Raw genomic sequence first — 26,374 nt, 5'->3', positions numbered from 1 at the left:
TCTATCCCGCGAAATACCATGCCTTGTCTGTCACCGTTCCCTGCAACGGTACATCCCAGCTCGCTTGCGCGAGACGTCCGACTTTCTGACATTCATGGGCCAGACCCAGCAGTGTAGGCTTGCGCCAGTTCTGGCGTCGGGCCAGATACGCCAGGCTGCGGTCGTAGAATCCGCCGCCCATGCCCAGGCGCCCGCCGACATCGTCGAATCCCACCAGTGGCAACAACACCAGATCCAGTGCCCAGACCTTGCGCTGACGGGCCAGATTGGCGCGCGGCTCAAGGATGCGAAAACGGTTGGGCTTGAGTTTTTCGCCGGGACGGATCTGTTGAAAGACCATTTTGGTCCTCGGCCAGGCACTGAGCACCGGGAGGTAGGTTTTCTTGCCACGCCGCTGGGCCGCGCGCAGCAACAGGCGCGGGTCGATTTCACCGTCGGAGGGCAGGTACAGGGAAATGTGTTTGGCCCGGCGAAAGTGCGGGTCTTGTGCCAGTTGCTTGTACAGGCCTTCGGCGGCCTGGCGTTGCTGGCTCGGCGTCAAAGAGCGGCGGGCCTTGCGCAGCAGGCGGCGCAGTTGGGGGCGGGGCAGCAACGCGGGTTCGGTCATGGTTCGGCTTCGGCAGGGTGGGACGAAAACGTACGCATAAAAAATCCGATGCCGGCATGCACCGGCATCGGATTCGAATCAGGCTCCCCGGATGAGCCGCTGTCGACTTAGCCCTTGAACCCGAGAGTTCAAGGTGGAGGATGCAGTAGGCTTTAAGGCTTTCCGTCTGGCGGACATGCACACCAGCCCAACGTGCAACCCCCAGGGTAGTGCAAATCGGCTCAGGGACATCGTCAACTGGCAAGCACCCCAGGGAGTGCGGCGAGTATAACTCAAGCGGCCTGGTGAATCAGCCCTTGCTGATGTCCGGATCGTCGGCCAGCACCAGATCGACACGATCGAGCAAGTCACGCACCTGTTCACGGGTCGAACCGCTGGCCTGGATGTCCGGACGCTCTTCTTTGTGCAAGAGATCGTGGGTGATGTTCAGCGCGGCCATCACGGCGATGCGGTCGGCGCCGATGACTTTGCCGCTGCTGCGGATCTCGCGCATCTTGCCGTCCAGGTAGCGGGCGGCGCTGATCAGATTGCTGCGCTCTTCCTGGGGACAGATGATCGAATACTCTTTGTCGAGGATCTGCACGGTAACGCTATTGCTTGAACTCATGAGTCTTGCTCCAGGGCCTTGAGGCGCGAAATCATCGATTCGACCTTACGCCGGGCGATTTCGTTTTTTTCAATGAGGTGCGCGCGTTCCTCGCGCCAGGTCTTTTCCTGAGCAAGTAAGAGTGCATTTTGACTTTTTAGTTGCTCGACTCGGGTAATCAGCAGTTCGAGTCTGGCCATCAGCGCTTGCAGGTCGGTGTCTTCCATTGTGTCCACTGATTCGGTCTGATGGGTTTGGCTGGCGGACAGCCTTTAATGGTCTTGGCGAGTCTGTCGATGTAGGATACAAGGCCTTCATTCTAGACATAGCGCCGTCTGGCGCCTAGCTGCCCATGCCCATTCAGAATTCCCCGTACCAAGGCTTTGCCACCCTGCTCAATTCCAGCGGTCACTCCGTTTCGCCTGCCGAACTGCACGGCCTGTTGCTGGGTCGCAGTTGCGCCGGCGCCGGCTTCAATGCCGAAGAATGGCTGATCGATGCTGCCGAGCTGCTCGAAAGCGAGCCGCAGGACAACGTCCGCAACGCGCTGATCGGTCTGCAGGAGATGGTCAAGAGCGAACTCACCGGCGACGATATCACCGTGGTTCTGCTGCTGCCGAACGATGACGCTCCGCTGACCGAGCGCGCCGCCGCGCTGGGCGAATGGTGCCAGGGCTTCCTCACCGGTTTCGGCCTGAACTGCCGCGACAGCAGCATGCTGAGCACCGAAGCCACCGAAGTGTTGCAGGATCTTGCAGCAATCTCCCAGGTGCAAGACGCACTGGAAGAGTCCGAAGACGGCGAAAGCGACTATATGGAAGTCATGGAGTACCTGCGTGTAGCGCCGCTGCTGCTGTTCTCCGAAACCAAAAAGGCCGACGTGCCGCCAGCGGCCAAGCCGTCGCTGCACTGATCGCGTGCCAGGGAAAGCCATCTGCCCATGATCCATATCCCGAAAGCGGAATACGCCCGGCGCCGCAAGGCGCTGATGGCGCAGATGGAACCCAACAGCATCGCGATCCTGCCTGCCGCCGCGGTCGCCATCCGCAACCGCGACGTCGAGCATGTCTATCGCCAGGACAGCGACTTCCAGTACCTCAGCGGTTTCCCCGAGCCACAGGCGGTCATCGTCCTGATGCCCGGTCGAGAACACGGCGAGTACGTGCTGTTTTGCCGTGAACGCAATGCCGAACGCGAACTCTGGGATGGCCTGCGCGCCGGCCAGGAAGGCGCGATTCGCGACTTTGGCGCCGACGACGCGTTCCCCATCACCGACATCGACGACATCCTGCCGGGCCTGATCGAAGGCCGCGACCGGGTGTATTCGGCGATGGGCAGCAACCCGGAATTCGACCGTCACCTGATGGACTGGATCAACGTGATCCGCTCCAAGGCGCACCTTGGCGCCCAGCCGCCGAACGAATTCGTTGCCCTGGATCACCTGCTGCACGACATGCGCCTGTATAAATCGGCGGCAGAAGTGAAGGTGATGCGCGAAGCGGCGCGGATTTCCGCCCAGGCCCACATCCGGGCAATGCAGGCCAGCCGTGCCGGCCTGTACGAGTACAGCCTCGAAGCCGAGCTCGATTACGAGTTCCGCAAGGGCGGGGCGAAAATGCCGGCCTACGGTTCGATCGTCGCTGCCGGGCGCAACAGCTGCATCCTGCATTACCAGCAGAATGACGCGTTGCTCAAGGACGGCGATCTGGTACTGATCGACGCTGGCTGCGAAATCGACTGCTACGCCAGCGACATCACCCGCACCTGGCCGGTCAACGGCAAGTTTTCCGCCGAGCAGAAAGCGATCTACGAATTGGTATTGGCCTCGCAGGAAGCAGCGTTCGCCGAAATCGCTCCAAACAAACACTGGAACCAGGCGCACGAAGCCACGGTCCGGGTCATTACCGCCGGGCTGGTGAAGCTGGGGCTGTTGCAGGGCCAAGTCGACGAATTGATCGCCTCCGAGGCCTACAAGGCGTTTTACATGCACCGCGCCGGCCACTGGCTCGGGATGGATGTGCATGACGTCGGCGAGTACAAGGTCGGCGGTGAATGGCGGGTGCTGGAAGTCGGCATGGCGCTGACCGTGGAGCCGGGCATCTACATCGCCCCGGACAATCAGAACGTAGCGAAAAAATGGCGCGGCATTGGCGTGCGCATCGAGGATGACGTGGTAGTGACCAAGAGCGGTTGTGAAATCCTGACCGGCGGCGTGCCGAAAACCGTCGCCGAGATCGAAGCCCTGATGGCGCAAGCACGGACCTGCGCGGCATGAGTCGGGTCAATCTGGCAATCATCGGTGGCGGTCTGGTCGGCGCCAGTCTGGCGTTGGCCTTGCAGGCCGGGGCCAAGGCCCGTGGCTGGAAGATCGTGCTGATCGAACCGTTCGCCCCCGGGAACACCTGGCAGCCAAGCTACGACGCGCGTTCCTCGGCGCTGTCCTTCGGCTCGCGACAGATTTATCAGCGGCTGGGCGTGTGGCAGGAAATCTCCCGCCGCGCCGAGCCGATCAAACAGATTCACGTGTCCGACCGTGGGCGCTTTTCCACCGCCCGACTGTCGGCGATGGAAGAGGGCGTTCCGGCACTTGGTTATGTAGTGGAAAACGCCTGGCTCGGTCAGTGCCTGTGGCAGCACCTCGACAAAGATGTGATCAGCTGGCGCTGCCCGGCAGAAGTCTCCCGCATGGAACCGTTGCCGGACGGCTATCGCCTGACCCTCAACGATGAGACCACGGTCGAGTGCGATCTGGCGGTGCTCGCCGATGGCGGCCGTTCCGGTCTGCGTGAGCAACTGGGCATCAATGTACGCAAGCGCCCCTATAACCAGAGCGCACTGATCGCCAACATCACCCCGAGCGAAGCCCACAACGGCATGGCGTTCGAGCGCTTCACCGACGAAGGCCCGATGGCGCTGCTGCCGCTGCCGGAAAACCGTTGCGCGCTGGTCTGGACCCGTCTGGGCATGGACGCGCAACGTCTGGCGGACCTGAGCGAGCGGGATTTCCTCAGCGAACTGCAAGGCGTGTTCGGTTATCGCCTCGGCACCCTGAAACAGGTCGGCGCACGGCATCTGTACCCGCTGGCGCTGGTGGAAGCCGAAGAGCAGGTGCGTTCGCATCTGGCCGTTCTCGGCAACGCCGCCCACAGTCTGCACCCGATTGCCGGGCAGGGTTTCAACCTGTCCCTGCGCGATGCCGATGCGCTGGCCGCCGCGCTGCTGACCAGCGACAAACCGCTGGGGGATTTCGCCACGTTGCAGGCTTATCGCGAGCGTCAGCGTCTCGATCAGGACCTCACCGTCGGTTTCTCCGATCAGGTCACGCGGCTGTTCGGCAGTACCCAGCCGCTGGTATCACTGGGACGCAACATCGGCCTGCTCGGCCTCGATCTGCTGCCGCCGGCCAAACGCTGGTTCGCCCGTCAGGCCATGGGGCTGGGGACGCGGCCGGATGCGTGAGTGGCTGATCAAACTATTTGGCAAGGCGCGGCTGATGCGCTGGATCATGACGTTCTACCCGCCGTACTTCGGCGCGGGTGTCCGGGTGAAGCACATCAGCGATGACTTTCGGGACATTCAGGTCTCGATGGGCCTGGGCTGGTACAACCGCAATTACGTCGGCACTCAGTTCGGCGGCAGTCTGTATTCGATGGTCGATCCGTTCTTCATGTTGATGCTCATGGAAAACCTCGGCTCGCGGTACATCGTCTGGGACAAGGCCGCCGACATTGATTTCATAGCGCCAGGCAAAGGTCCGGTGTTCGCCCGGTTCCACATCGACGACACGTTGCTCGACGAGATCCGTCGGCAGACCGCCAGTGGCGAAAAGTACCTGCCGCAGTTGCAGGTCGATATTCATGACGGCGCCGGCAACCTGGTGGCGCGGGTCGGTAAAACCCTTTACGTGCGGCTCAAGCCGCCAGCGAGACAGGCTTAAAGCATGGAAATGCGCGCGGATGTGCTGATTGTCGGAGCCGGAATGGTCGGCAGTGCCCTGGCGCTGGCGTTGCAGGGCAGCGGACTGGAAGTGCTGTTGCTCGACGGCAGCCCGTTGAGCGTCAAACCCTTCAATGGCGATGCGCCGTTCGAGCCACGGGTGAGCGCACTGTCGGCGGCCAGCCAGCGCATCCTCGATCGCCTCGGCGTGTGGGACGGCATCGTCAACCGACGCAGCAGCCCTTACACCGACATGCACGTCTGGGACGGCAGCGGCACCGGCCAGATTCACTTCTCGGCCAGCAGCGTACACGCCGATGTGCTCGGGCATATCGTCGAAAACCGCGTGGTCCAGGATGCCTTGCTCGACCGTCTGCACGATTGCGACATGGGCCTGCTGGCCAACGCGCGGCTGGAGCAGATGCGCCGCTCCGGTGACGACTGGCTGCTGACCCTGGCCGACGGCCGCACTTTGCGCGCACCGCTGGTGATTGCGGCGGACGGGGCCAATTCCGCCGTGCGCCGTCTGACCGGCGTCGCCACCCGTGAGTGGGATTACCTGCATCACGCCATCGTCACCAGCGTGCGCAGCAGCAAACCGCACCGGATGACCGCGTGGCAGCGTTTCACCGATCACGGGCCGCTGGCGTTTCTGCCGCTTGAGCGTAACGGTCAGCAGGACTGGTGCTCGATCGTCTGGTCAACCACGCCGAGCGAGGCCGAGCGATTGATGGCGCTGGATGAAGCGGATTTCTGCCGTGAGCTGGAGCGCGCCTTCGAAGGCTGCCTTGGCGAAGTCATCAGCGCCGACCCGCGTCTGTGCGTGCCGCTGCGTCAACGCCACGCCAAACGTTACGTGGCCGAAGGCCTGGCGCTGATCGGCGATGCGGCGCACACCATTCACCCGTTGGCGGGGCAGGGCGTGAACCTCGGCTTCCTCGATGCCGCCGTGCTGGCTGAAGTGCTGCTGCAAGCGCACGAACGCGGCGAACGCCTGGCGGACGTGAAAGTCCTGAGCCGCTACGAGCGCCGGCGCATGCCGCACAACCTGGCACTGATGGCGGCGATGGAGGGGTTCGAGCGGTTGTTCCAGGCCGATCCGTTGCCATTGCGCTGGTTGCGCAACACCGGCCTGAAAATCGTCGAGCAGATGCCAGAGGCCAAGGCGCTGTTCGTGCGTGAAGCATTGGGGCTGACTGGGGACCTTCCAGTCCTGGCTAAACCTTAGTGCTCTATTGAGGCTGACGGCGCCGGAAGTTTCGGGCTGTGCAACATCTGGTAACTCCTTGGGAAAGTGTTCGATTGAGCTCGCAAATGTGAGTCCTTATCATTTGGGCCACTTTTCCCGACCGAGAGACCGCTCCCATGTTGGCATCCAAGCGTGTTCTGACCGCACTGGCCCTGACCCTGATCGGCAGCACCGCCGCCCAGGCCGCCGACGAGGTGGTGGTCTACTCCTCGCGTATCGATGAGCTGATCAAGCCGGTGTTCGATGCCTACACCGCCAAGACCGGGGTGAAGATCAAGTTCATTACCGACAAGGAAGCGCCGCTCATGCAGCGGATCAAGGCCGAAGGCGAGAACGCCACCGCCGACCTGCTGCTGACCGTCGATGCCGGTAACCTCTGGCAGGCCGAGCAGATGGGCATTCTCCAGCCCTTCACCTCGAAAACCATCGACGCCAACATTCCCCTGCAATACCGCTCGTCCAGCCACGCCTGGACCGGCCTGAGCCTGCGCGCCCGGACCATCGCCTATTCCACCGAACGGGTGAAACCGGGTGAACTGACCACTTACGAAGCATTGGCCGACAAGAACTGGGAAGGCCGCCTGTGCCTGCGCACGGCGAAGAAGGTCTACAACCAGTCGCTGACCGCCACCATGATCGAAGTGCACGGCGCCGAGAAGACCGAGAAGATCCTCAAGGGCTGGGTCAACAACCTGTCCACCGACGTGTTCTCCGACGACGTCGCGGTGCTGGAGGCGATCAACGCCGGCCAGTGCGACGTCGGCATCGTCAACACCTACTATTACGGGCGCCTGCACAAGCAGAAGCCGGAACTGCCGGTGAAACTGTTCTGGCCAAACCAGGCGGATCGCGGTGTACACGTCAATCTGTCGGGTATCGGCCTGACCAGACACGCACCACACCCGGAAGCGGCCAAGGCGCTGGTCGAGTGGATGACCACGCCTGAAGCGCAGAAGATCTTTGCCGATGTGAACCAGGAGTTTCCGGCGAATCCGGCGGTGAAGCCTTCGGACGAAGTGGCGGCTTGGGGGGAGTTCGTGGCTGATACGCTGCCGGTTGAAGTGGCGGGCAAGCGTCAGGCTGAAGCGATCCGGATGATGGATCGGGCGGGTTGGAACTGAGTTTTCACTTTTTTTGATCATTCCCACGTCGAACCGACTGCGTGGGAATGCAGGCCCCGACGCTCTGCGTCGCATCAACGATAGCGTGATGCGGAGCGTCACAGGATGTGTGCCCACGCAAAGCGTGGGCACACACATTTGAACGAGACTGTTTCATTGGCCCACCCCGCCCAACGCCGCTGGTACCCCATCGTCTTCGCCATCGCCGCGTTGGTGTTGCTCCCTCTCAGCGTGCTCCTGCTCTCATGGCAAACCATCGACCAGCAGATCTGGTCGCACCTGTGGGAAACCCAGATGCCGCGCCTGCTGGGCAATACGCTGACGCTGGTCTTCGGCGTCGGTGTCGGTGTGACGCTGATCGGCGTGAGCCTTGCCTGGCTCACCAGCCTCTGCGAATTCCCCGGACGACGTTGGCTCGACTGGGCGCTGATGCTGCCGTTCGCCATCCCGGCCTACGTGCTGGCGTTCGTCTTCGTCGGCCTGCTGGACTTCGCAGGTCCCGTGCAGACCCTGCTGCGCGAATGGTTCGGCAGCGGCCTGCGCCTGCCGCGAGTGCGCTCCACCGGTGGCGTGATTCTGGTGTTGGTGCTGGTGTTTTATCCCTACGTTTACCTGCTGGCGCGCACCGCGTTCCTGGCGCAGGGCAAGGGCTTGATGGAAGCCGCGCGAGTGCTCGGCCAGTCGCCGTGGCAGGCGTTCTGGCGCGTGGCATTGCCGATGGCGCGGCCGGCCATCGGTGCCGGTGTAGCGCTGGCGTTGATGGAAACCCTGGCGGATTTCGGTGCGGTCTCGGTGTTCAACTTCGACACCTTCACCACCGCGATCTACAAGACCTGGTATGGCTTCTTCAGCCTGCCAAGCGCCGCGCAACTGGCCAGCCTGTTGTTGCTGGTGGTGATGCTGGTGCTGTACGGCGAACGTCGCGCGCGCGGCGCCAATCGGGCAAGCAACGAGCGACCACGGGTCAAGGCGCTGTATCACTTGCGCGGGCCAAAGGCCTGGGCGGCGAGCGGCTGGTGCGGTCTGGTGTTCGCCTGTGCGTTTGTCATTCCGGTGCTGCAACTGGTGGTGTGGTTCTGGCAGCGCGGGCGATTCGATCTGGATGAGCGCTACGCCGGGCTGATTCTCCACACGTTATATCTGGGCGGCATGGCGGCGCTGATCACGGTCGGCGTTGCGATGTTGCTGGCGTTCGCCCGGCGTCTGGCGCCAACCCGGACGATCAACTCTGCGGTCGGTCTGGCCAATCTCGGTTATGCCTTGCCGGGCTCGGTGCTGGCGGTGTCGATCATGCTTGCGTTCAGTTATCTGGATCGGGAGTTGGTGATTCCACTGTCCGGCTGGCTTGGCGGTGCGGGCAAACCCTTGCTGCTGGGCAGTCTGGCGGCGTTGCTGCTGGCGTATCTGGTGCGGTTCGTGGCGGTGGCCTATGGGCCGCTGGAAAGCAGTCTGGCGCGTATACGGCCTTCTTTGCCTGAAGCGGCACGCAGCCTGGGTGTCAGTGGGCCGCGACTGTTTTTCAAAGTGTATCTGCCGCTGTTGCTGCCCGGCACGCTCAGCGCCGCCTTGCTGGTGTTCGTCGATGTGCTCAAGGAAATGCCCGCGACCCTGCTGATGCGCCCGTTTGGCTGGGACACGCTGGCGGTGCGGATCTTCGAAATGACCAGCGAAGGCGAATGGGCGAGGGCGTCGCTGCCGGCATTGACCCTGGTGCTGGTCGGTCTGTTGCCGGTTGTCGGACTTATTCGCCGCTCGGCACATCGAAACACTTAGTAGTGAGTCCTGAATCATGCGGCTACAATGCGCGGCATTCGGTGCGGTCCGTCTGACAGACCCTATCGCTGAAATCGGCTGAAAGCCCTTTTTTACGGGGCTTTCCGAGCCGTGCAGCAGCGTTCCGCACCTTCGCCACGCCCGGAAGGAGAAACCCATGGGACAGCGTACGCCTCTGTATGACCTGCATCTCGCCCTTGGCGCGAAGATGGTCGATTTTGGCGGTTGGGACATGCCCCTGCATTACGGCTCGCAGGTCGAGGAGCATCACGAAGTGCGTCGCGATTGCGGGGTGTTCGATGTTTCCCACATGACCGTGATCGATGTCACCGGCCCCCAGGCCAAGGTCTGGCTCCAGCATTTGCTGGCCAACGACGTCGAACGTCTGCACAGCCCCGGCCGTGCGTTGTACAGCACCATGCTCAACGAGCGCGGCGGTATCGTCGACGACATGATCGTCTACCGTCTCGAGGACGGTTATCGCCTGGTGGTCAACGCCTCCACCCGCGATCAGGATCTGGCCTGGATGCAGGCACAGTTGGGCAGCTTCGATGTGCAAATGCACGAACGCTCCGAGCTGGCGATGCTCGCCATTCAAGGCCCCCATGCCCGGCACAAGATTGCCGAACTGGTGACCCAGTCCCGCGCCAATCTGATCCAGATGCTCAAGCCTTTTGAAGGCCACGTCGACGGCGACTGGTTCATTGCGCGCACCGGCTATACCGGTGAGGACGGTCTGGAAATCGCCCTGCCGGCCGATCAGGCTCCGGGATTTTTCAACGATCTGGTGGGCGCCGGCATTTCTCCCATTGGCCTCGGCGCTCGCGACACCTTGCGGGTGGAAGCGGGGATGAACCTCTACGGTCAGGACATCCATCAGGACGTTTCGCCACTGGCCTCGAACATGGCCTGGAGCATCGCCTGGGAACCGGCCACGCGCCGATTCATCGGACGTGATGCGCTGGAAGCGGAAAAAACCGCCGGCGTGCAGCACAAACTGGTCGGCCTGGTGCTTGAGGAACGCGGGGTTTTGCGTGCGCATCAGGTGGTTCGTATCGCAGATGTTGGCGAAGGAGAGATCACCAGTGGTAGTTTCTCTCCTACGCTTAGCAAGTCGATTGCCCTGGCGCGTGTACCGATGGCGACTGCCGACCGCGCCGAAGTGGAAATCCGTGGCAAGTGGTATCCGGTACGAGTGGTCAAACCGACCTTTGTCCGTCACGGCAAAACCTTGATCTAAACCTTTTCCGGCGGGCACGACCGCTGACAATTTTCTTGAGGACACCGAGCATGAGCAACATCCCAGCTGAACTGCGTTTTGCCGAAAGTCATGAATGGGCGCGCCTGGAAGCCGACGGCACTGTCACCGTGGGCATCAGCGATCACGCCCAGGAAGCGTTGGGTGATGTGGTGTTTGTCGAGCTGGCAGAAGTGGGCAAGGTGTTCGCCGCCGGTGATGCCGCCGGCGTTGTCGAATCGGTCAAGGCTGCTTCCGACATCTATTCCCCGGTTGGTGGCGAAGTGATTGCCGTCAACGAAGACCTGGCCGGTTCGCCGGAAGAGCTGAACAACGATCCGTACGCCGCGTGGATCTTCAAGCTCAAGCCAAGCGACAAGTCCGAGCTGGACAAACTGCTCGACGCTGCCGCCTACAAGGCCGCCATCGGCGAATAAGCTGCAGGCCAGATCCCAAGGCCCCGACCCGTCGGGGCTTTTTTCTGCCCGGGACTTTTGCGGTCGGGGTGGCTGCTATGCTGGTTTGACCGTGTTGCATTGACGCTGAGCCGCCAGCCAAGAGAGAGCCCGTCATGTCCCAGTTGCCATCCCTGAGCCAGTTACGCGATCCCCATGCCTTTCTGCGCCGCCACCTCGGCCCGGATGCCGCCGAGCAGCAGGCGATGCTCGACAGCCTCGGCCTCGGCAGCCGGGTCGAACTGATCGAACAGACCGTGCCGCCGGGCATTCGCCTCAACCGCGAGCTGGACCTGCCGCCGGCGCTGGACGAACAGGCGGCGCTGGCCAAGCTGCGCGGTTATGCCGAACAGAATCAGGTCTGGACCAGCCTGATCGGCATGGGCTACCACGGCACCCTGACGCCGACCGTCATCCTGCGTAACGTGCTGGAAAATCCCGGCTGGTACACCGCCTACACGCCTTACCAACCGGAAATCGCCCAGGGCAGGCTCGAAGCGTTGCTCAACTTTCAGCAACTGACCATCGACCTCACCGGCCTTGAACTGGCCAACGCCTCCCTGCTCGATGAAGCCACTGCCGCCGCGGAAGCCATGGCCCTGGCCAAGCGGGTGGCGAAGTCGAAAAGCAATCTGTTCTTCGTCGACGAAAACTGTCATCCCCAGACCATTTCCGTGGTGCGGACCCGCGCCGAAGGCTTCGGTTTCGAGCTGATCGTCGACACTGTGGATAACTTGAAGCAGCACCAGGTGTTCGGCGCGCTGCTGCAATACCCCGACACCCACGGCGAAGTTCGCGACCTGCGGCCGTTGATCGATCACCTGCACGCGCAGCAGGCGCTGGCCTGCGTGGCGGCGGATCTGCTAAGCCTGTTGCTGCTGACCCCGCCGGGCGAACTGGGTGCGGACGTGGTGTTCGGCTCATCCCAGCGCTTCGGTGTACCAATGGGTTATGGAGGCCCGCACGCGGCGTTTTTCGCCAGTCGCGATGAATACAAACGGGCAATTCCCGGGCGGATCATCGGCGTGTCGAAAGATGCCCGTGGCAACGTCGCGCTGCGCATGGCCCTGCAAACCCGCGAGCAGCACATTCGCCGGGAGAAAGCCAATTCGAACATTTGCACCGCCCAGGTGTTGCTGGCCAACATCGCCAGTTTCTATGCGGTCTATCACGGCCCGGAAGGACTGAAACGAATCGCCCAGCGCGTGCACCGGCTAACCTGCATTCTCGCCGCCGGGCTTGAACGCCATGGCATCAAGCGCCTCAACCAACACTTCTTCGACACCCTCACGCTGGACGTCGGCGGGGCGCAAACCGCGATCATCGAAAGTGCCCGGTCCGCGCAGATCAACCTGCGCATCCTCGGTCGTGGCCAACTAGGGCTGAGCCTCGACGAGGCCTGTGATGAAACCACCGTGGCCAGGCTGTTCGATGTGCTGCTGGGCGCCGATCACGGGTTGAGTGTCGATGATCTCGACGGCGAAACGCTGACCTCCGGCATTCCCGACACACTGCAACGCAGCACGCCGTACCTGCGTCACCCGGTGTTCAACGCCCACCACAGCGAAACCGAGATGCTGCGCTACCTCAAGCAGCTGGAGAACAAGGATCTGGCGCTCAACCAGTCGATGATCCCGCTGGGCTCCTGCACCATGAAACTCAACGCCACCAGCGAGATGATCCCGATCACCTGGCCGCAGTTCGCCAACCTGCACCCGTTCGTTCCCCGGGAGCAGGCTGTCGGTTACACGCTGATGATCGAGGAGCTGGAGCGCTGGCTGTGCGCGATCACCGGGTTCGATGCGATCTGCATGCAGCCCAACTCCGGTGCCCAGGGCGAGTACGCCGGGCTGCTGGCGATCCGCAAATACCATGAGAGCCGCCAGCAGGGCGGGCGGGATATTTGTCTGATTCCTTCCTCGGCCCACGGCACCAACCCGGCCTCGGCGCAGATGGCCGGGATGCACGTGGTGATTGTCGAGTGCGACGAGGCCGGCAACGTTGATCTGGAAGATTTGAAAGCCAAGGCGTCCGAGGCTGGCGCCAGGCTGTCGTGCCTGATGGCGACCTACCCGTCGACCCACGGCGTGTACGAGGAAGGCATCAGCGAAATCTGCGAAGTTATCCACAAGCACGGCGGCCAGGTGTACATGGACGGCGCCAACCTCAATGCCCAGGTCGGGCTGGCGCGGCCGGCGGACATAGGCGCCGACGTATCACACATGAACCTGCACAAGACTTTCTGCATTCCCCACGGCGGAGGCGGGCCGGGCATGGGGCCGATTGGCGTGCGTGCGCATCTGGCGCCATTCGTTGCCAACCATCCGGTGATCCCGATCGACGGGCCGCAACCGCAGAACGGAGCGGTCAGCGCTGCCCCGTGGGGCAGTGCGAGCATTCTGCCGATCAGCTGGATGTACATCGCGATGATGGGGCCGCAACTGGCGGACGCCAGCGAAGTGGCGATCCTTGCGGCGAATTACCTGGCGCAGCACCTGTCCGGCGCTTTCCCCGTTCTGTACACCGGGCGCAACGAGCGGGTCGCCCACGAATGCATTCTGGATCTGCGGCCGCTCAAGGCCGCCACCGGCATCAGCGAGGAAGACGTCGCCAAACGCCTGATGGATTACGGCTTCCACGCGCCGACCATGTCGTTCCCGGTGCCGGGCACCCTGATGGTCGAGCCGACCGAAAGTGAGTCCAAGGCCGAACTGGATCGCTTCATCGGCGCCATGCTGAGCATCCGCGCAGAAATCACCGAGGTGCAGAACGGCAACTGGCCGGCCGAAGACAACCCGCTCAAGCGGGCGCCACACACCTTGGCCGATATCACCGGCGTGTGGGATCGGCCCTACAGCATCGAGCAGGGCATCACGCCTGATGCGCACACCAAGGCGCACAAGTATTGGCCGGCAGTGAATCGGGTCGATAACGTCTACGGCGACCGCAACCTGTTCTGCGCCTGCGTGCCGGTGGACGATTACCGCTGATCTTTCGCGTATGCCTCGACCGAGGGAGCGGGTCAGGGCGAACCGGAAACTGCGGGCACAAAAATGCCGCTCGTGTGAGCGGCATTTTTGTCTGTCCGGAAAGTTATTCCGACGCCACGGCGTTCTTCGCCAGAATCGCGTTCGCCAGTTCCATGTCCGTTGCCTGCAGGCCCGGATTGTCGGCGCGGACTTTCTGCATCGCCGCTTCCAGGTACGGGCCACGGATACCGCCGTCACTGGCGACGAAGCTGCCGGCATCATCCTGGGCGGCAACGATCAGTTTGTGATCCTTGAAGGTCAGGTAGGTCGAGCCGGTGGTGGCACCGGACGAAATGACGTTACGCCAAAAGCTGTCGGCCATTGCCGAACCAACAGGCAGAGACAGCAGGGCAAGGGTGGCGACAGCAAGTTTGAGACGCATGTTGGGTGACTCCACTGGTGTTGAATAACCGGTTGGATCGCCGTTTCCCCGATCCGGTTCCGTGAGCGGCTATTTCTGCTCGCTCTGGGGTGTCACCCGCAACACTTCCTCAAGGGTTGTCAGCCCTGCCGCGACTTTCTGTGCGCCGGACAATCGCAGGCTGCGCATGCCTTCCTTGAACGCCTGCCGGCGGATCGCGGTGAGATCGGTGTCGGGGCTGATCAAGGCCTTGAGGCTGTCGGTCAGTTGCATGATTTCGTAGACCCCGGCACGACCGTGATAACCGGTGTCGCGGCATTCCAGGCAACCGATGGCCCGTTGCGCATTGCCCGGCAGCGGCGCCTGCCACGGCCGGGTCAGGGTTTGCCAGTCTTCTTCGTCCAGAGTCAGCGGCGCCTTGCAGTGCGGGCACAGGGTTCGTACCAGTCGCTGCGCCATCACCCCGAGCACGGTGGCCTTGATCAGGTAATGCGGCACGCCGAGTTCCAGCAGGCGGCTGATGGCGCTCGGCGCATCGTTGGTATGCAGGGTCGAGAGCACCAGGTGCCCGGTCAGCGCCGCCTGGATCGCCATTTCGGCGGTCTCTAGGTCACGGATCTCGCCGATCATGATGATGTCCGGATCCTGCCGCATCAGCGCGCGCACGCCGGCGGCGAAGGTCAGGTCGATGTTGTGCTGGACCTGCATCTGGTTGAACGCCGGCTCGACCATCTCGATCGGATCCTCGATGGTGCAGAGGTTGACCTCCGGGGTCGCCAGTTTTTTCAGTGTGGTGTAGAGCGTGGTGGTCTTGCCCGAACCGGTCGGGCCCGTGACCAGAATGATGCCGTTGGGCTGGCGGGTCATGTCCTGCCAGCGCCGCAGGTCGTCGGCGGAAAACCCGAGCTGGTCGAAATCCTTGAGCAGCACCTCCGGGTCGAAGATCCGCATCACCATTTTTTCGCCGAACGCGGTGGGCAGGGTCGACAGGCGCAGCTCGACTTCGCCGCCGTCCGGGGTCTTGGTCTTGACCCGGCCGTCCTGGGGTTTGCGCTTCTCGGCAACGTTCATCCGGCCGAGGCTTTTCAGGCGGCTGACGATGGCCATCGTCACCTGCGGCGGAAATTGATAGACGTTGTGCAGCACGCCGTCGATGCGAAAGCGCACCGTGCCTTGCTCGCGCCGGGGCTCGATGTGGATATCGCTGGCCCGCTGCTGGAAGGCGTACTGGAACAGCCAGTCGACGATGTTGACGATGTGGGCGTCGTTGGCGTCGGGTTCCTGATCGCTGGCACCGAGATTGAGCAGTTGCTCGAAGTTGCCGAGGTTGCCGCCCTGCGCATCGGCATTGCTGGCACCGCTGACCGATTTGGCGAGACGGAAGAACTCGACGCTGAAACGCTGAATGTCGGCGGGGTTGGCCACCACCCGTTTGATCGGCAGCTTCAGGACGTGAGTCAGATCCGCCTCCCAGCCGCTGACGTAGGGCTGGGCGCTGGCCACAGTGACCGCGTCGCGGTCGACCGACACCGCGAGGATCTTGTGGCGCTGCGCAAACGCATAGGACATCAGCGGTGTGATGGCGGCGACGTTGATCTTCAGTGGATCGATCCGCAGATACGGCTGTCCGGCCTGCTGCGCCAGCCACAGGGTCAGGCTTTCCAGGTCGAGGTGTTTGCCCGGACGGCTGAGGTCGTCCAGTTGCTGGCTGGCGATGAATTCCAGCGGGTGCTTCTGGCCGTGGGCGGCATGCCGGCGCCGGGCATTCAGCGCCTGCTCGGCCGAGTCCTGGCAGATGAAACCCTGGGCGACCAGTTCACGCAGTACCTCATTGAGATCCAGCCAGCGGTCCTGAGTGGCGAGTTGAACGGGCATGCGGACTCCTTTTGAACGACAGTGCGCAAAGGATAGTCGTGGCCCCGCCGACCGTTGGGCCACTACCCGACGAAGACGTTTCGGTTCTTGTCAGCCGGCCGCCTGCGCCGGCGCATCCCACGCCGCGTCAGGGTTTTGCAGGTTTACCGAGCAAACGCTGATCAGGTTACGAAGTTTTTCCGCGATCACCTGGGCGCGGTGCCAGCTCAGACCACCCATGACAATGTCGATCGATAGCAAATCGTCCATTCGCTGGACATTGACCTGTTCCGGGGTGAGGAACTGCAAGGCGAACAGGTTCAGCACCCGCACCAGCACATCCGGCTCGGCCTCGGCCAGGATCCGGTACTGCGCAAGGCAATGAGGGTTGCTGGCGTTCCACACATCGGCACGGGGCGCGGGGGTGTTGACGGCTTTGAGGTGTGGCATGGCAGGTCTCCGGAGTCAGTGGAGAAATTTTTACATTCGATGCCGGGCATTTCTTATCTAAGATGAGCCGATTCTGCGATTGATCGGCTGGATCAATTCGCTATTGGCTGATACCGAGGATTATTTATGCACAGTGAGCTGGACAGTTACGACCGACGCATTCTCGCGTTGCTGCAAGAGGACGCTTCCCTGTCCAGCGCACAGATTGCCGAACAGGTCGGCCTGTCGCAGTCGCCCTGCTGGCGGCGAATTCAGCGAATGAAGGAGGAGGGGATCATTCGTGGTCAGGTGACTTTGCTCGATCGCAAGAAGATCGGCCTGAACACGCAGATCTTCGCCGAGATCAAACTCAACGCCCATGGGCGCTCGAACTTCACTGAGTTCACCGAGGCGATTCGCGGCTTTCCCGAAGTGCTGGAGTGTTATGTGCTGATGGGGGCGGTGGATTTCCTGCTGCGGATCGTCGCGGCGGATATCGAGGCGTATGAGCGATTCTTCTTCGAGAAGCTGTCGCTGGTGCCGGGGATTCAGGAAGTGAATTCGATTGTGGCGTTGTCGGAGATCAAGTCGACGACGAGCCTGCCGGTACTGCGCTGATTTGATGATCGTTCCCACACTCTGCGTGGGAATGCAGCCCGGGACGCTCCGCGTCCCAAAGCGGACGCAGAGCGTCCATTGAGGTATTCCCACGCAGACGGTTCGACGCCTCGACGTGGGAACGATCACAGTCTGCTGGCGATGGCGGTGTTACATGCGCAGCAGCATTTTCCAGGCGCGATTCTGGTACACCGCAATCGCCTGATGCTTGCGTGCATCGAGCAGTTCGTCAGTGATGGTCGGCTCGTTGGCCAGTTGCGCCAGTTTGTTCAGCTCGCCGTACAGACGATCCATTTCCGGGATGTCCAGCACGTTGCGCGCGTGGTGCAGCCAGACCTGGATGCGCTCGATGCGCGGCAGTTGCTCGGCCAGATCTTCCGGTTGCTGCTGATAACGCTGCAATTGCAGCGAAGTGGCTTCTTCGCCCAGCAGGCGCGGCAGCCAGCTTTGCAACTGCGCGGCACCCTGGCGATTGCCACGGGTGTTGCGGTCTGCCGTCCAGGTGCGGGCCAGCAACCAGCGCGAAGCGTTCAGCGAGAACAGGCCCCAGCGCGGGTCTTCCAGTTCTTCGAGGAACTGCTCCGGCGCGGCTTTGCGCACGTCTTCGTCTTCGATGCCGACCTGTACCAGCGGGCGCCAGTCTTCCAGCAGTGCATCCAGCGCAACGCGCAAGTCGTGGGTCGACTGACGGGGCGCGGCCTGGCCGAGGCTGCTCAGCAGGGCGCGCATTTCCGCAAGGTTCTCGACCCAGTCCTGCAGCAGGCGCCAGTGACCGTTGAAACGATACTGTTCGGCCAGACGTTGACTGCTGCCGAGCAAGTGCCAGGCCAGGGCGGCGAAGGCGTCGTCCAGCGGCGTTTCGGCGGTAATGGCCGGCGCCGGCAGGCTCAGCGAGTAGCTGTTGGCGTCGTACAGGCGATAACCGCGCTCGGCCTTGCTGATGTCGCACGGCATCAGGGCCAGGGTTTCGGCCAGTTCGGCGGCCAGTTCCAGCAGCGCGGCAGGTTCGCCTTCGCGCAGTTCCAGTTCCAGCTCGCAGATTTCTTCTTTTTGCTTGCCGACCACCACGTGGCCCAGGTCCAGCGCGGCTTCGATGACCACTTTGGTCTTGCCACGGCCCCAGGCGATTTCGGCGCGTTCGCGGACGAAATCGGTGGTGAAGATCGGCTTCAGGGTTTTCTTGTCCAGCTCGGCAAGGGACTCGGGCCAGCACTCGCCGTCGAGTTTCTTCACGTCGAGCTTGGCTTTGGGCAGGTGCCAGTCGTACTCGTTACGCTCGGACAGGCCGGCGACGCTCTGGCCACGGGTCTTGAGGGTCTGAATCACTTCTTCGCCGTCCTTGCGCAGGCGCAGGGCAACCTTGGCCCGGGCCAGGTCACGCTCGGGCGTGTCGAAGTATTGATTCATCAACTCACGGCGTTCCCAGCCACTTTTGTTGCGTTTTTTCAGGAGAGGGTGCTCGCGCAGGGCGGCGAGGGTTTCGCGGCTGACGCGGAGTTTGATTTCGGTTTCTTTCTGCATGGCCGGAAAATCCAGGATCGGGAGCGCAGCCGGGGGAATGTGTGGCTGCCAAGGTCGTGCAGTGTACAGGACTGAACCTTCCTACGCTTTGCGGCGGTTTATTCTCGGCGCCGGATGGTTCTATGATGAACCTCAATCCGGGAGTTGGAGTCAGCGATGCCTTTGCCGTCCATGCAAGACCAGTTCGCTGCACTGATCGCCGCGCCGTCGGTCAGTTGCACCCAGCCGGGCCTCGATCAGTCCAACCGGGCGGTAATCGACCTGCTCGCGGGCTGGCTCGGCGACCTCGGTTTCGCTTGCGACATCCAGCAGGTCAGTCCCGGGAAATTCAACCTGCTCGCCAGTTTCGGCAGCGGCCCCGGCGGGCTGGTGCTGGCCGGGCACAGCGACACGGTGCCGTACGACGATGTGCTGTGGAAAACCGACCCGCTGAAACTCACCGAAGTCGATGGCCGCTGGGTCGGCCTCGGCAGTTGCGACATGAAGGGCTTTTTCGCCCTGATCATCGAAGCCGTGCAACCGCTGCTCGACCAGCCGTTCAAGCAACCGCTGCTGATCCTTGCCACCTGCGATGAAGAAAGCTCGATGTCCGGTGCCAGGGCGCTGGCTGAAGCAGGGCGGCCGCTGGGCCGGGCGGCGGTGATCGGCGAGCCGACCGGGCTCAAGCCTATCCGTATGCACAAGGGCATCATGATGGAGCGCATCGATATCCTCGGGCAGAGCGGCCATTCGTCGGATCCGCGTCTGGGACACAGCGCTCTCGAAGCAATGCACGACGCCATCGGCGAACTGCGCGGCCTGCGCCTGTTGTGGCAGCGCGAATTCAACAACCCGCAGTTCAGCGTGCCGCAGCCGACCATGAACTTCGGCTGTATCCACGGTGGCGACAACCCCAACCGCATCTGCGGCCAGTGTTCGCTGGAATTCGACCTGCGGCCGCTGCCGGGGATGGACCCCAAGGTCTTGCGCAGCGAGATTCTGCACAGGCTCAATCCGGTCGCCGAACGCCATCAGGTGAAGATCGATTACGCACCGCTGTTTCCCGAAGTGCCGCCGTTCGAGCAGGCCGAAGACGCGGAACTGGTGCGAATTGCCGAAAAACTCACCGGCCACGCGGCCGAAGCGGTAGCGTTCGGCACCGAAGCGCCTTATCTTCAGCGCCTTGGCTGCGAAACCATCGTCCTCGGCCCCGGCGACATCGCTTGTGCGCACCAGCCGGACGAGTACCTCGAAATGTCACGTTTGCAGCCTACCGTGCATCTATTGCGGCAGTTGATCGAACATTACTGTCTTAAAGCTGTATAAATTGCCCACACACCCACCCGTATTCATGAGGAGAGCGCGCGTGTCGCCAAGCCTGTTCCGACGATAACCATCAGCCCGCTGTGCGTTTTCCGTTTCGCCCCTTTTCCGGCTGCTATTTATTACAGGCCCAGGTTCATGCCCGAATACGTCAATTGGCTTCGCCACGCGTCTCCCTATATCAATGCTCACCGCGATTGCACCTTCGTCGTCATGCTTCCGGGCGACGGCGTCGAGCATCCGAATTTCGGCAATATCGTCCACGACATCGTGCTGCTGCACAGCCTCGGCGTGCGGCTGGTGCTGGTTCATGGTTCTCGCCCACAGATTGAGACCCGTCTCGCCGCCCGCGGCCTGACCCCGCACTACCACCACGGCATGCGCATCACTGATGCCGCGACGCTGGAGTGCGTGATCGACGCGGTCGGTCAGCTGCGCATCGCCATCGAAGCGCGCCTGTCGATGGACATGGCTTCGTCGCCGATGCAGGGCTCGCGTCTGCGGGTGGCCAGCGGCAACCTCGTGACGGCACGGCCGATCGGCGTGCTGGAAGGTGTCGACTATCACCACACCGGCGAAGTACGCCGGGTCGACCGCAAGGGCATCAACCGCCTGCTTGACGAGCGCTCCATCGTGCTGCTGTCGCCGCTGGGCTATTCGCCGACCGGTGAAATCTTCAACTTGGCCTGTGAAGACGTGGCGACCCGTGCTGCGATCGATCTGGGTGCCGACAAGTTGCTGCTGTTCGGTGCCGACCCCGGTCTGATCGACGAAAACGGCAAACTGGTGCGTGAGCTGCGCCCGCAACAGGTGCCGGCGCACTTGCAGCGTCTGGGCAGCAACTATCAGGCGGAACTGCTGGACGCTGCCGCCGAAGCCTGTCGTGGCGGCGTGGCGCGCAGCCATATCGTCAGTTATGCCGAGGACGGTGCGCTGCTGACCGAACTGTTCACCCGTGACGGTGGCGGTACGCTGGTGGCCCAGGAGCAATTCGAACTGGTGCGCGAGGCGGCTATTGAGGATGTCGGCGGCTTGCTCGATCTGATCAGCCCGCTGGAGGAGCAGGGGATTCTGGTGCGTCGGTCCCGTGAAGTGCTGGAGCGTGAAATCGAGCAGTTCAGCGTGGTCGAGCGTGAAGGAATGATCATCGCCTGTGCGGCGCTGTATCAGATTGCCGATTCGGATGCCGGCGAGCTGGCGTGCCTGGCGGTGAATCCCGAGTATCGCCATGGCGGTCGTGGCGACGAACTGCTCGAGCGCATCGAAACCCGCGCCCGGGCGCAGGGTCTGAAGACCCTGTTCGTCCTCACCACCCGCACGGCCCACTGGTTCCGCGAGCGCGGTTTCGAACCGAGCAGCGTCGAGCGCCTGCCGGCGGCGCGGGCTTCGCTCTATAACTATCAGCGCAATTCGAAGATCTTCGAAAAGACGCTTTGACTCATCAGGCTGTGGGGCAGCAGATGCAGGCCGCAAGCTCCCCACTCAGCCGCTTTCTGCAGTACTCCTCCTGATTCAACGTCACTGAACACAATTGCTGCATCGAGCCAGGTCAATTCGGCAAGGCGGATGCGTTGTGCGTGAAAAAAATATCCCGATACACAAAATGTAACAATTGATCTGGATATTGCGCGGGTTGGCAGTTGTTGTGATGGAAATGTTTCCGGATTGCTTCAGCACAAATCACTCTCGACAGGGTGATTCAAATACTCTTCAGAAATTGATCGTCGCGTTCGCGTGGGGAGCACTCGAGCCTTTAAACGCGGGGTTTAAATTCCTAAAGGGTATTAGAAAAGAAGACATCAATTCTTTTCGGATTCATGACGAACTCATGAAACTGCATGGACCAAAAAACCGGAGATTAGACTATGGTCGTAGACACACATGGTTACGATTGACTTGTGAGTCACGCTCTGGCGCTAATCGCTAACCTTGGGACTCGGGCGTCGATCCGGGCCGGGAAAACAAGAATTAGAAACGAGAGGAGCTTGACAATGAATAAGTCCACCTTGGCCGTGGCTGTGGCCTTTGGGGTATTGGCGCAGCAGGCAGGTGCCGCGGGTTTCATCGAAGACAGCAAGGCTTCCCTGAGCTCCCGCACCATGTACTACAACAACGATAACCGTGATGGCGGCGCCGATCAGAAAGAGACCGCGCAGGGCTTCAAGTTCGATTACCTCTCCGGTTTCACTCAGGGCACGGTCGGGTTTGGTCTGGATGTGCAGGCGATCAGCGGCATTCACCTGGATGGTGGACGTGGGCACCACCCGGACAGCAACACGTTCTCCCCAAGTGATTCCGACGGCTCGGCAACACATTCCTGGAGCCGCATAGCGGGTAACGTCAAGGCACGTCTGTCCAAGACCGAAGCTCACTTGGGTGGTGCTCTGCAACCTAACTTGCCGATTCTGGTCGCGAACGATAGCCGCCTGCTGCCTCAAACCTTCGAGGGTGGCACGGTCACCTCCAAGGAAATCGATAACGTCACCTTCAACGCCGGTCAGCTCGAGCATGCAGTGGGTCGTGCCTCGACAAACAGCACTGGCCTGGCAGTGGCTGGTGGTACGCAGGACAGCAATCAGTTCCGCTATGCAGGCGCCGACTGGAAGGTCACCAAAGACCTGACCCTGCAGTACTACCACTCCAACCTGCAGGATTATTACAAGCAGAACTTCTTCGGCCTGGTGCATGTTCTTCCGATCGGCACCAACCAGTCGTTCAAGACCGATATCCGCTATTTTGACAGCAGCTCCGATGGCAAGAACGGGGAGGCAGGCTACCGCTTCAATAACAACGGTGGTTATGCCAGGAACCCGGGCGAGGTCGATAACAAGACCTGGAGCGCCATGTTCACATACACCTTGGGTGGCAACGCGTTCTTGCTCGGCCATCAACGCGTCAACGATGACGGTGGTTTCGTCTACTTGAACCAAGGCAACGTGGTGGATGGCAACGGTCGTCCCGAAGGTGCCGGTGGGACCAGTTTCTATTTGTTCACTGACGCCATGGTTAACGGCTTTGTCCGTGCCGGTGAAAACACCACCTTCGGACAGTATTCCTATGACTTCGCAGGTCTGGGCGTACCGGGCCTCAAAGCCTCGATCGCTTATCTGCATGGCGAAAACATCAAGGCAACGAACGGTACCGGTAGCGACATGTCCGAGTGGGAGCGAGACATGCGTATTGATTACACCGTTCAAGAGGGCGTACTCAAAGGCTTCGGCGTGACACTGCGCAATGGTGTTTATCGTGGCAGCCAGATCAATATTGCCGATCAGGATCAGACCCGTCTGATCTTCAACTACACCTATAGCTTCCTGTAAAAGGTGCTGAAAAAAGACCTTGCCGCTCGGCAAGGTTTTTTTTGCCTTTTATTCCATATTCCTGAATGTTACTTATTGAGTGTTTTTTATTCTTTTTGTGTTTTTCGGCGTCAGTCTAGAGTAGACCGTCCGACGTCCGGAATGCGCTGCGGTGTTTTGGCATTTTTGTCCCTCGACAATCTGAAGGGTTCAGGAATCGGCGATTGAGCCGATACCTCGATTCTGTCGCGCGTTTGTATATGTCTCGACGTTCTTAAAAAGAGTGGAACAATTCTTTTCGAGATTATGACGAGGTATGCTTCCGCGGCTTTGACGGGGCTAAGAGATCCGCAGCGTTAGGTGTTCCAGGTTTTCGGGCAATTGATCCGGAGCCGACAGCAAAAAAAAAGCAAAAGAAATAGAAACGAGAGGAGCGAAACATGAACAAGTCCACCTTGGCCCTGGCCGTGGCCGTAGGGGTTTTGGCGCAGCAGGCAGGCGCCGCCGGTTTCATCGAAGACAGCAAGGCCACCCTGGGGCTGCGTAACTTCTATATCAACACTGACAACCGCGATGGCGCTGCCAAAACCGCCTCCGGCGTGCAGAACAAGAACGAAGAATGGGGCCAAGGCTTCGATCTGCGTTTCATCTCCGGTTACACCCAAGGCACCGTAGGCTTCGGTATTGATGCTATCGGCCTGCTGGGCGTTCGTCTGGATTCGGGTGGCGGCACTAACGGCGCCACTGGCGCTTCTTACGGCGGCACCGTGTTCCCAAGCAAGTCCAACGGTGAAGCGGTTGATAATTTCTCCAGCCTGGGCCTGACTGCCAAGGCCAAGATCTCCCAGACCGAACTGAAGCTGGGTACTCTGCAGCCGAAGAACCCGGTTATCGTGACCAACGATGGCCGTCTGCTGCCACAAACCTGGCAGGGCGGTCAGATCACTTCCGGCGAGATCAAGGACCTGACTTTGGTTGGCGGTCAGATCGAAGAAGTGAAAGGTCGTAACTCCAGCAACAACGAAAACCTGTCGATCGGTGGTGCCAACTCCCGTGGCGCAACTTTCCGCGACAGCAACAAATTCATCTACGCCGGCGGTGACTACAAGATCACCAAAGACCTGACTGCCCAGTACTACTACGGCAACCTGGAAGACTTCTACAAGCAACACTTCCTGGGTCTGGTTCACAACTGGGCAATCGGCCCAGGCGTGCTGAAGTCCGACTTCCGTTATTTCAACAGCTCCGATGACGGTGCCAACGGCCATGATTCGAACTATTTCAGTTCGGGTAACTACCAAGGCTTCCGTGCTGGTCGCGGTAAAGTCGACAACAACCTGTACAGCGGCTTGTTCCTGTACACCGTGGCCGGTCACACCTTCGGTGGCGGCTATCAGGTTTCCAATGGCAGCAGCGACTTCCCTTGGCTGAACCAAGGTGATGGTTCGTCGAACTACACCATCACCGACATGCAAATCCAGAAGTTCGGCCGTGCCGGCGAGCGCACCTGGCAAGCACGCTACTCGTACGACTTCGCGAAAGTCGGCCTGCCAGGCCTGACCGCCGGTGTGGTTTACCTGCGTGGCGATAACATCGACACCATCGCCAACACGCCTGCTCACCCGGTGGCTGGCAGCGGTCGTTCCGAGTGGGAACGCGACCTGACTGTTGGTTACGTGGTACCAGAAGGCCCGCTGAAAAACCTGGGTCTGATGTGGAAAAACGCTACCTGGCGCAACGACATTCCAGGTCAGCGTGACCAGGACGAAAACCGCCTGATCGTCAGCTACTCGATCCCGCTGCTGTAATAGCGCGCTCCTGCACTGATGTAAAAAGCCCGATGTAAAAAAGCCCCGTCCGGCATCGCGCCGGACGGGGCTTTTGCGTTTCGGGTCCGGCTCACCCCCGTAAGCCTTTCCCGATGTTCCCCTCTTTACAGCAACTCAAGGCCTTCTCGAACCTTGTGGGCGATGTTCGTCGCGATGCTGCGGGGCGTCCAGTGAACAGATGTTTAATATTCAATAACGATATAAATATTTCGTTATTTATTCTTTTTCAGAAGAACAAATCCCGAGCTACAGTTGAGGTCTCCAACAACTCATCAGGAGCCGCACCATGAGCCTCAGACTTGGCGATATCGCCCCCGATTTCGAACAGGATTCCAGCGCCGGCAAGATTCGTTTCCACGAATGGCTGGGCGATAGCTGGGGCGTGCTGTTTTCTCACCCGGCGGACTTCACCCCGGTCTGCACCACCGAGTTGGGCTTCACTGCCAAGCTCAAGGATGAGTTCAGCAAACGTGGCGTGAAAGCCATTGCGCTGTCGGTCGATCCGGTGGATTCGCACCACAAGTGGATCGAAGACATCAACGAAACGCAGAACACCATCGTCAACTTCCCGATCCTGGCCGACGCCGATCGCAAGGTCTCCGATCTGTACGATCTGATCCATCCGAACGCCAACGACACCCTGACCGTGCGTTCGCTGTTCGTGATCGATCCGAACAAGAAGATCCGCCTGACCATCACCTACCCGGCGAGCACCGGGCGCAACTTCCACGAGATTCTGCGGGTGATCGATTCGCTGCAGCTCACCGACAACTACAAGGTGGCCACCCCGGCCAACTGGCAGGACGGTGAAGACGTGGTGATCGTGCCGTCGCTCAAGGACGAAGACGAAATCAGGCAACGCTTTCCGAAGGGCTACCGCGCGGTGAAGCCCTACCTGCGCCTGACCCCACAGCCGAACAAGTGATCTGACCGGGCACACCTCGTTGCAGATCGTTCCCACGCTCCGCGTGGGAATGCCGCCCGTGACGCTCTGCGTCACAGTGGACGCGGAGCGTCCATGGATTCATTCCCACGCAGAGCGTGGGAACGATCATCAGTGCTAGGGAGCGATCAGTACGAACACGATGCAGGGTTTCAGGCCGTTTTCACGGCCTGTTTTTTTGCCCGCAGGAAAGTGAAATACATATCTCTTTAAAGAATAACCAAA

Annotated in this window: 23 protein-coding genes and 1 other RNA gene; 16 read left to right on the top strand and 8 right to left on the bottom strand. The window is 61.1% G+C overall.

Going from position 1 to position 26,374, the window contains the following annotated elements; all coding sequences use genetic code 11:
• Nucleotide 1: 1 nt before the first annotated feature.
• The 4 genes from AC1MDC_RS15155 to AC1MDC_RS15140 all read right to left on the bottom strand — a co-directional run bounded on the left by AC1MDC_RS15155 (nucleotide 2) and on the right by AC1MDC_RS15140 (nucleotide 1,420).
• Entirely contained in the window at nucleotides 2-607 is a 606-nt protein-coding gene (locus AC1MDC_RS15155; RefSeq protein WP_266201916.1) for a 5-formyltetrahydrofolate cyclo-ligase, read from the bottom strand.
• Nucleotides 608-687: 80 nt separating this feature from the next.
• Nucleotides 688-866, bottom strand: a non-coding RNA gene (ssrS, locus tag AC1MDC_RS15150) — 6S RNA.
• A 30-nt stretch (nucleotides 867-896) separates the two neighbouring features.
• Nucleotides 897-1,214, bottom strand: a complete 318-nt coding sequence (locus tag AC1MDC_RS15145) for a cell division protein ZapA (RefSeq protein ID WP_007951811.1) — start codon at nucleotides 1,212-1,214, stop codon at nucleotides 897-899.
• Nucleotides 1,211-1,420 (bottom strand): TIGR02449 family protein, encoded by a 210-nt coding sequence (locus AC1MDC_RS15140; RefSeq protein WP_007940359.1) that lies wholly within the window; start codon nucleotides 1,418-1,420, stop codon nucleotides 1,211-1,213. Before AC1MDC_RS15140 ends, AC1MDC_RS15145 begins: the two co-directional genes overlap by 4 nt.
• 125 nt (nucleotides 1,421-1,545) lie before the next feature.
• On the opposite strand from AC1MDC_RS15140, the gene AC1MDC_RS15135 reads away from it, so the two are divergent.
• The 10 genes from AC1MDC_RS15135 (at nucleotide 1,546) to gcvP (ending at nucleotide 13,954) form a co-directional block, all read left to right on the top strand.
• Nucleotides 1,546-2,106 carry a YecA/YgfB family protein gene (locus AC1MDC_RS15135; RefSeq protein ID WP_085696902.1) on the top strand — a complete coding sequence of 187 codons (561 nt, stop codon included), beginning with the start codon at nucleotides 1,546-1,548 and terminating at the stop codon, nucleotides 2,104-2,106.
• Between the two features lie 27 nt (nucleotides 2,107-2,133).
• Nucleotides 2,134-3,468 (top strand): Xaa-Pro aminopeptidase, encoded by a 1,335-nt coding sequence (gene pepP / locus AC1MDC_RS15130; protein ID WP_227233854.1) that lies wholly within the window; start codon nucleotides 2,134-2,136, stop codon nucleotides 3,466-3,468.
• Entirely contained in the window at nucleotides 3,465-4,652 is a 1,188-nt protein-coding gene (gene ubiH / locus AC1MDC_RS15125) for a 2-octaprenyl-6-methoxyphenyl hydroxylase (RefSeq protein WP_085702355.1), read from the top strand. The genes pepP and ubiH overlap by 4 nt, the downstream gene beginning before the upstream one ends.
• On the top strand, nucleotides 4,645-5,130 hold the full coding sequence (locus tag AC1MDC_RS15120) for a DUF4442 domain-containing protein (RefSeq protein WP_085696905.1): 486 nt from the start codon (nucleotides 4,645-4,647) through the stop codon (nucleotides 5,128-5,130). Before ubiH ends, AC1MDC_RS15120 begins: the two co-directional genes overlap by 8 nt.
• Before the next feature lie 9 nt (nucleotides 5,131-5,139).
• Nucleotides 5,140-6,357 (top strand): 2-octaprenyl-3-methyl-6-methoxy-1,4-benzoquinol hydroxylase, encoded by a 1,218-nt coding sequence (locus AC1MDC_RS15115; RefSeq protein WP_176247713.1) that lies wholly within the window; start codon nucleotides 5,140-5,142, stop codon nucleotides 6,355-6,357.
• A gap of 137 nt (nucleotides 6,358-6,494) precedes the next feature.
• Nucleotides 6,495-7,499, top strand: coding sequence for an extracellular solute-binding protein (locus AC1MDC_RS15110; RefSeq protein WP_085696907.1), 1,005 nt, complete (start codon nucleotides 6,495-6,497; stop codon nucleotides 7,497-7,499).
• A 156-nt stretch (nucleotides 7,500-7,655) separates the two neighbouring features.
• Nucleotides 7,656-9,272: an ABC transporter permease gene (locus tag AC1MDC_RS15105; protein WP_085702357.1), complete on the top strand. Its 1,617-nt coding sequence runs from the start codon at nucleotides 7,656-7,658 to the stop codon at nucleotides 9,270-9,272.
• A gap of 157 nt (nucleotides 9,273-9,429) precedes the next feature.
• Nucleotides 9,430-10,512, top strand: a complete 1,083-nt coding sequence (gene gcvT, locus AC1MDC_RS15100) for a glycine cleavage system aminomethyltransferase GcvT (RefSeq protein ID WP_085696909.1) — start codon at nucleotides 9,430-9,432, stop codon at nucleotides 10,510-10,512.
• Between the two features lie 50 nt (nucleotides 10,513-10,562).
• Entirely contained in the window at nucleotides 10,563-10,946 is a 384-nt protein-coding gene (gene gcvH, locus AC1MDC_RS15095) for a glycine cleavage system protein GcvH (RefSeq protein WP_085702358.1), read from the top strand.
• 134 nt (nucleotides 10,947-11,080) lie between these two features.
• Nucleotides 11,081-13,954, top strand: coding sequence for an aminomethyl-transferring glycine dehydrogenase (gene gcvP, locus AC1MDC_RS15090; protein WP_480393271.1), 2,874 nt, complete (start codon nucleotides 11,081-11,083; stop codon nucleotides 13,952-13,954).
• A 103-nt stretch (nucleotides 13,955-14,057) separates the two neighbouring features.
• Here gcvP and AC1MDC_RS15085 read toward each other — a convergent pair whose 3' ends face one another.
• The 3 genes from AC1MDC_RS15085 to AC1MDC_RS15075 all read right to left on the bottom strand — a co-directional run bounded on the left by AC1MDC_RS15085 (nucleotide 14,058) and on the right by AC1MDC_RS15075 (nucleotide 16,658).
• Nucleotides 14,058-14,375, bottom strand: a complete 318-nt coding sequence (locus AC1MDC_RS15085; protein WP_007951791.1) for a DUF2388 domain-containing protein — start codon at nucleotides 14,373-14,375, stop codon at nucleotides 14,058-14,060.
• A 69-nt stretch (nucleotides 14,376-14,444) separates the two neighbouring features.
• A complete protein-coding gene (tfpB, locus tag AC1MDC_RS15080; protein WP_480393270.1) occupies nucleotides 14,445-16,229 on the bottom strand; it encodes a type IV pilus assembly ATPase TfpB in 1,785 nt (594 codons plus the stop codon).
• Between the two features lie 90 nt (nucleotides 16,230-16,319).
• Nucleotides 16,320-16,658 (bottom strand): hypothetical protein, encoded by a 339-nt coding sequence (locus AC1MDC_RS15075; protein ID WP_480393269.1) that lies wholly within the window; start codon nucleotides 16,656-16,658, stop codon nucleotides 16,320-16,322.
• Between the two features lie 126 nt (nucleotides 16,659-16,784).
• Here AC1MDC_RS15075 and AC1MDC_RS15070 point away from each other — a divergent pair, with 126 nt between their 5' ends.
• Nucleotides 16,785-17,255 carry an Lrp/AsnC family transcriptional regulator gene (locus AC1MDC_RS15070; protein WP_007951785.1) on the top strand — a complete coding sequence of 157 codons (471 nt, stop codon included), beginning with the start codon at nucleotides 16,785-16,787 and terminating at the stop codon, nucleotides 17,253-17,255.
• Between the two features lie 150 nt (nucleotides 17,256-17,405).
• Here the strand turns inward: AC1MDC_RS15070 and AC1MDC_RS15065 are convergent, their stop codons facing one another.
• Nucleotides 17,406-18,776, bottom strand: a complete 1,371-nt coding sequence (locus tag AC1MDC_RS15065) for a CYTH domain-containing protein (protein ID WP_085696914.1) — start codon at nucleotides 18,774-18,776, stop codon at nucleotides 17,406-17,408.
• Between the two features lie 156 nt (nucleotides 18,777-18,932).
• Here AC1MDC_RS15065 and argE point away from each other — a divergent pair, with 156 nt between their 5' ends.
• From argE to AC1MDC_RS15040, 5 genes are all read left to right on the top strand, one after another.
• Entirely contained in the window at nucleotides 18,933-20,081 is a 1,149-nt protein-coding gene (gene argE, locus AC1MDC_RS15060; RefSeq protein WP_085696915.1) for an acetylornithine deacetylase, read from the top strand.
• Between the two features lie 135 nt (nucleotides 20,082-20,216).
• Complete coding sequence (gene argA / locus AC1MDC_RS15055; protein WP_085696916.1) at nucleotides 20,217-21,515, top strand: amino-acid N-acetyltransferase; 1,299 nt, start codon at nucleotides 20,217-20,219, stop codon at nucleotides 21,513-21,515.
• A gap of 554 nt (nucleotides 21,516-22,069) precedes the next feature.
• Entirely contained in the window at nucleotides 22,070-23,398 is a 1,329-nt protein-coding gene (locus AC1MDC_RS15050; RefSeq protein WP_085696917.1) for an OprD family porin, read from the top strand.
• 419 nt (nucleotides 23,399-23,817) lie between these two features.
• Entirely contained in the window at nucleotides 23,818-25,185 is a 1,368-nt protein-coding gene (locus AC1MDC_RS15045; protein ID WP_480393268.1) for an OprD family porin, read from the top strand.
• Between the two features lie 307 nt (nucleotides 25,186-25,492).
• Nucleotides 25,493-26,131 (top strand): peroxiredoxin, encoded by a 639-nt coding sequence (locus tag AC1MDC_RS15040; RefSeq protein WP_085696919.1) that lies wholly within the window; start codon nucleotides 25,493-25,495, stop codon nucleotides 26,129-26,131.
• The last annotated feature ends 243 nt before the right edge of the window (nucleotides 26,132-26,374 follow it).

The sequence above is a fragment of the Pseudomonas sp. 1 genome, assembly GCF_056626735.1.
The sequence above is the reverse complement of the archived record's forward strand: the minus strand, read 5'-3'. Positions and strand labels throughout refer to the sequence as shown.

What these genes read in the sequence shown, in the direction of transcription:
- AC1MDC_RS15065 (WP_085696914.1), bottom strand. Translation starts at nt 18,776, where the DNA reads ATGCAGAAAGAAACCGAAATCAAACTCCGCGTCAGCCGCGAAACCCTC.
- AC1MDC_RS15135 (WP_085696902.1), top strand. Translation starts at nt 1,546, where the DNA reads ATGCCCATTCAGAATTCCCCGTACCAAGGCTTTGCCACCCTGCTCAAT.
- ubiH (WP_085702355.1), top strand. Translation starts at nt 3,465, where the DNA reads ATGAGTCGGGTCAATCTGGCAATCATCGGTGGCGGTCTGGTCGGCGCC.
- gcvT (WP_085696909.1), top strand. Translation starts at nt 9,430, where the DNA reads ATGGGACAGCGTACGCCTCTGTATGACCTGCATCTCGCCCTTGGCGCG.
- AC1MDC_RS15155 (WP_266201916.1), bottom strand. Translation starts at nt 607, where the DNA reads ATGACCGAACCCGCGTTGCTGCCCCGCCCCCAACTGCGCCGCCTGCTG.
- gcvH (WP_085702358.1), top strand. Translation starts at nt 10,563, where the DNA reads ATGAGCAACATCCCAGCTGAACTGCGTTTTGCCGAAAGTCATGAATGG.
- AC1MDC_RS15145 (WP_007951811.1), bottom strand. Translation starts at nt 1,214, where the DNA reads ATGAGTTCAAGCAATAGCGTTACCGTGCAGATCCTCGACAAAGAGTAT.
- gcvP (WP_480393271.1), top strand. Translation starts at nt 11,081, where the DNA reads ATGTCCCAGTTGCCATCCCTGAGCCAGTTACGCGATCCCCATGCCTTT.
- pepP (WP_227233854.1), top strand. Translation starts at nt 2,134, where the DNA reads ATGATCCATATCCCGAAAGCGGAATACGCCCGGCGCCGCAAGGCGCTG.
- argE (WP_085696915.1), top strand. Translation starts at nt 18,933, where the DNA reads ATGCCTTTGCCGTCCATGCAAGACCAGTTCGCTGCACTGATCGCCGCG.
- AC1MDC_RS15115 (WP_176247713.1), top strand. Translation starts at nt 5,140, where the DNA reads ATGCGCGCGGATGTGCTGATTGTCGGAGCCGGAATGGTCGGCAGTGCC.
- tfpB (WP_480393270.1), bottom strand. Translation starts at nt 16,229, where the DNA reads ATGCCCGTTCAACTCGCCACTCAGGACCGCTGGCTGGATCTCAATGAG.
- AC1MDC_RS15085 (WP_007951791.1), bottom strand. Translation starts at nt 14,375, where the DNA reads ATGCGTCTCAAACTTGCTGTCGCCACCCTTGCCCTGCTGTCTCTGCCT.
- AC1MDC_RS15140 (WP_007940359.1), bottom strand. Translation starts at nt 1,420, where the DNA reads ATGGAAGACACCGACCTGCAAGCGCTGATGGCCAGACTCGAACTGCTG.
- AC1MDC_RS15070 (WP_007951785.1), top strand. Translation starts at nt 16,785, where the DNA reads ATGCACAGTGAGCTGGACAGTTACGACCGACGCATTCTCGCGTTGCTG.
- AC1MDC_RS15040 (WP_085696919.1), top strand. Translation starts at nt 25,493, where the DNA reads ATGAGCCTCAGACTTGGCGATATCGCCCCCGATTTCGAACAGGATTCC.
- AC1MDC_RS15120 (WP_085696905.1), top strand. Translation starts at nt 4,645, where the DNA reads ATGCGTGAGTGGCTGATCAAACTATTTGGCAAGGCGCGGCTGATGCGC.
- AC1MDC_RS15050 (WP_085696917.1), top strand. Translation starts at nt 22,070, where the DNA reads ATGAATAAGTCCACCTTGGCCGTGGCTGTGGCCTTTGGGGTATTGGCG.
- AC1MDC_RS15045 (WP_480393268.1), top strand. Translation starts at nt 23,818, where the DNA reads ATGAACAAGTCCACCTTGGCCCTGGCCGTGGCCGTAGGGGTTTTGGCG.
- AC1MDC_RS15110 (WP_085696907.1), top strand. Translation starts at nt 6,495, where the DNA reads ATGTTGGCATCCAAGCGTGTTCTGACCGCACTGGCCCTGACCCTGATC.
- AC1MDC_RS15075 (WP_480393269.1), bottom strand. Translation starts at nt 16,658, where the DNA reads ATGCCACACCTCAAAGCCGTCAACACCCCCGCGCCCCGTGCCGATGTG.
- argA (WP_085696916.1), top strand. Translation starts at nt 20,217, where the DNA reads ATGCCCGAATACGTCAATTGGCTTCGCCACGCGTCTCCCTATATCAAT.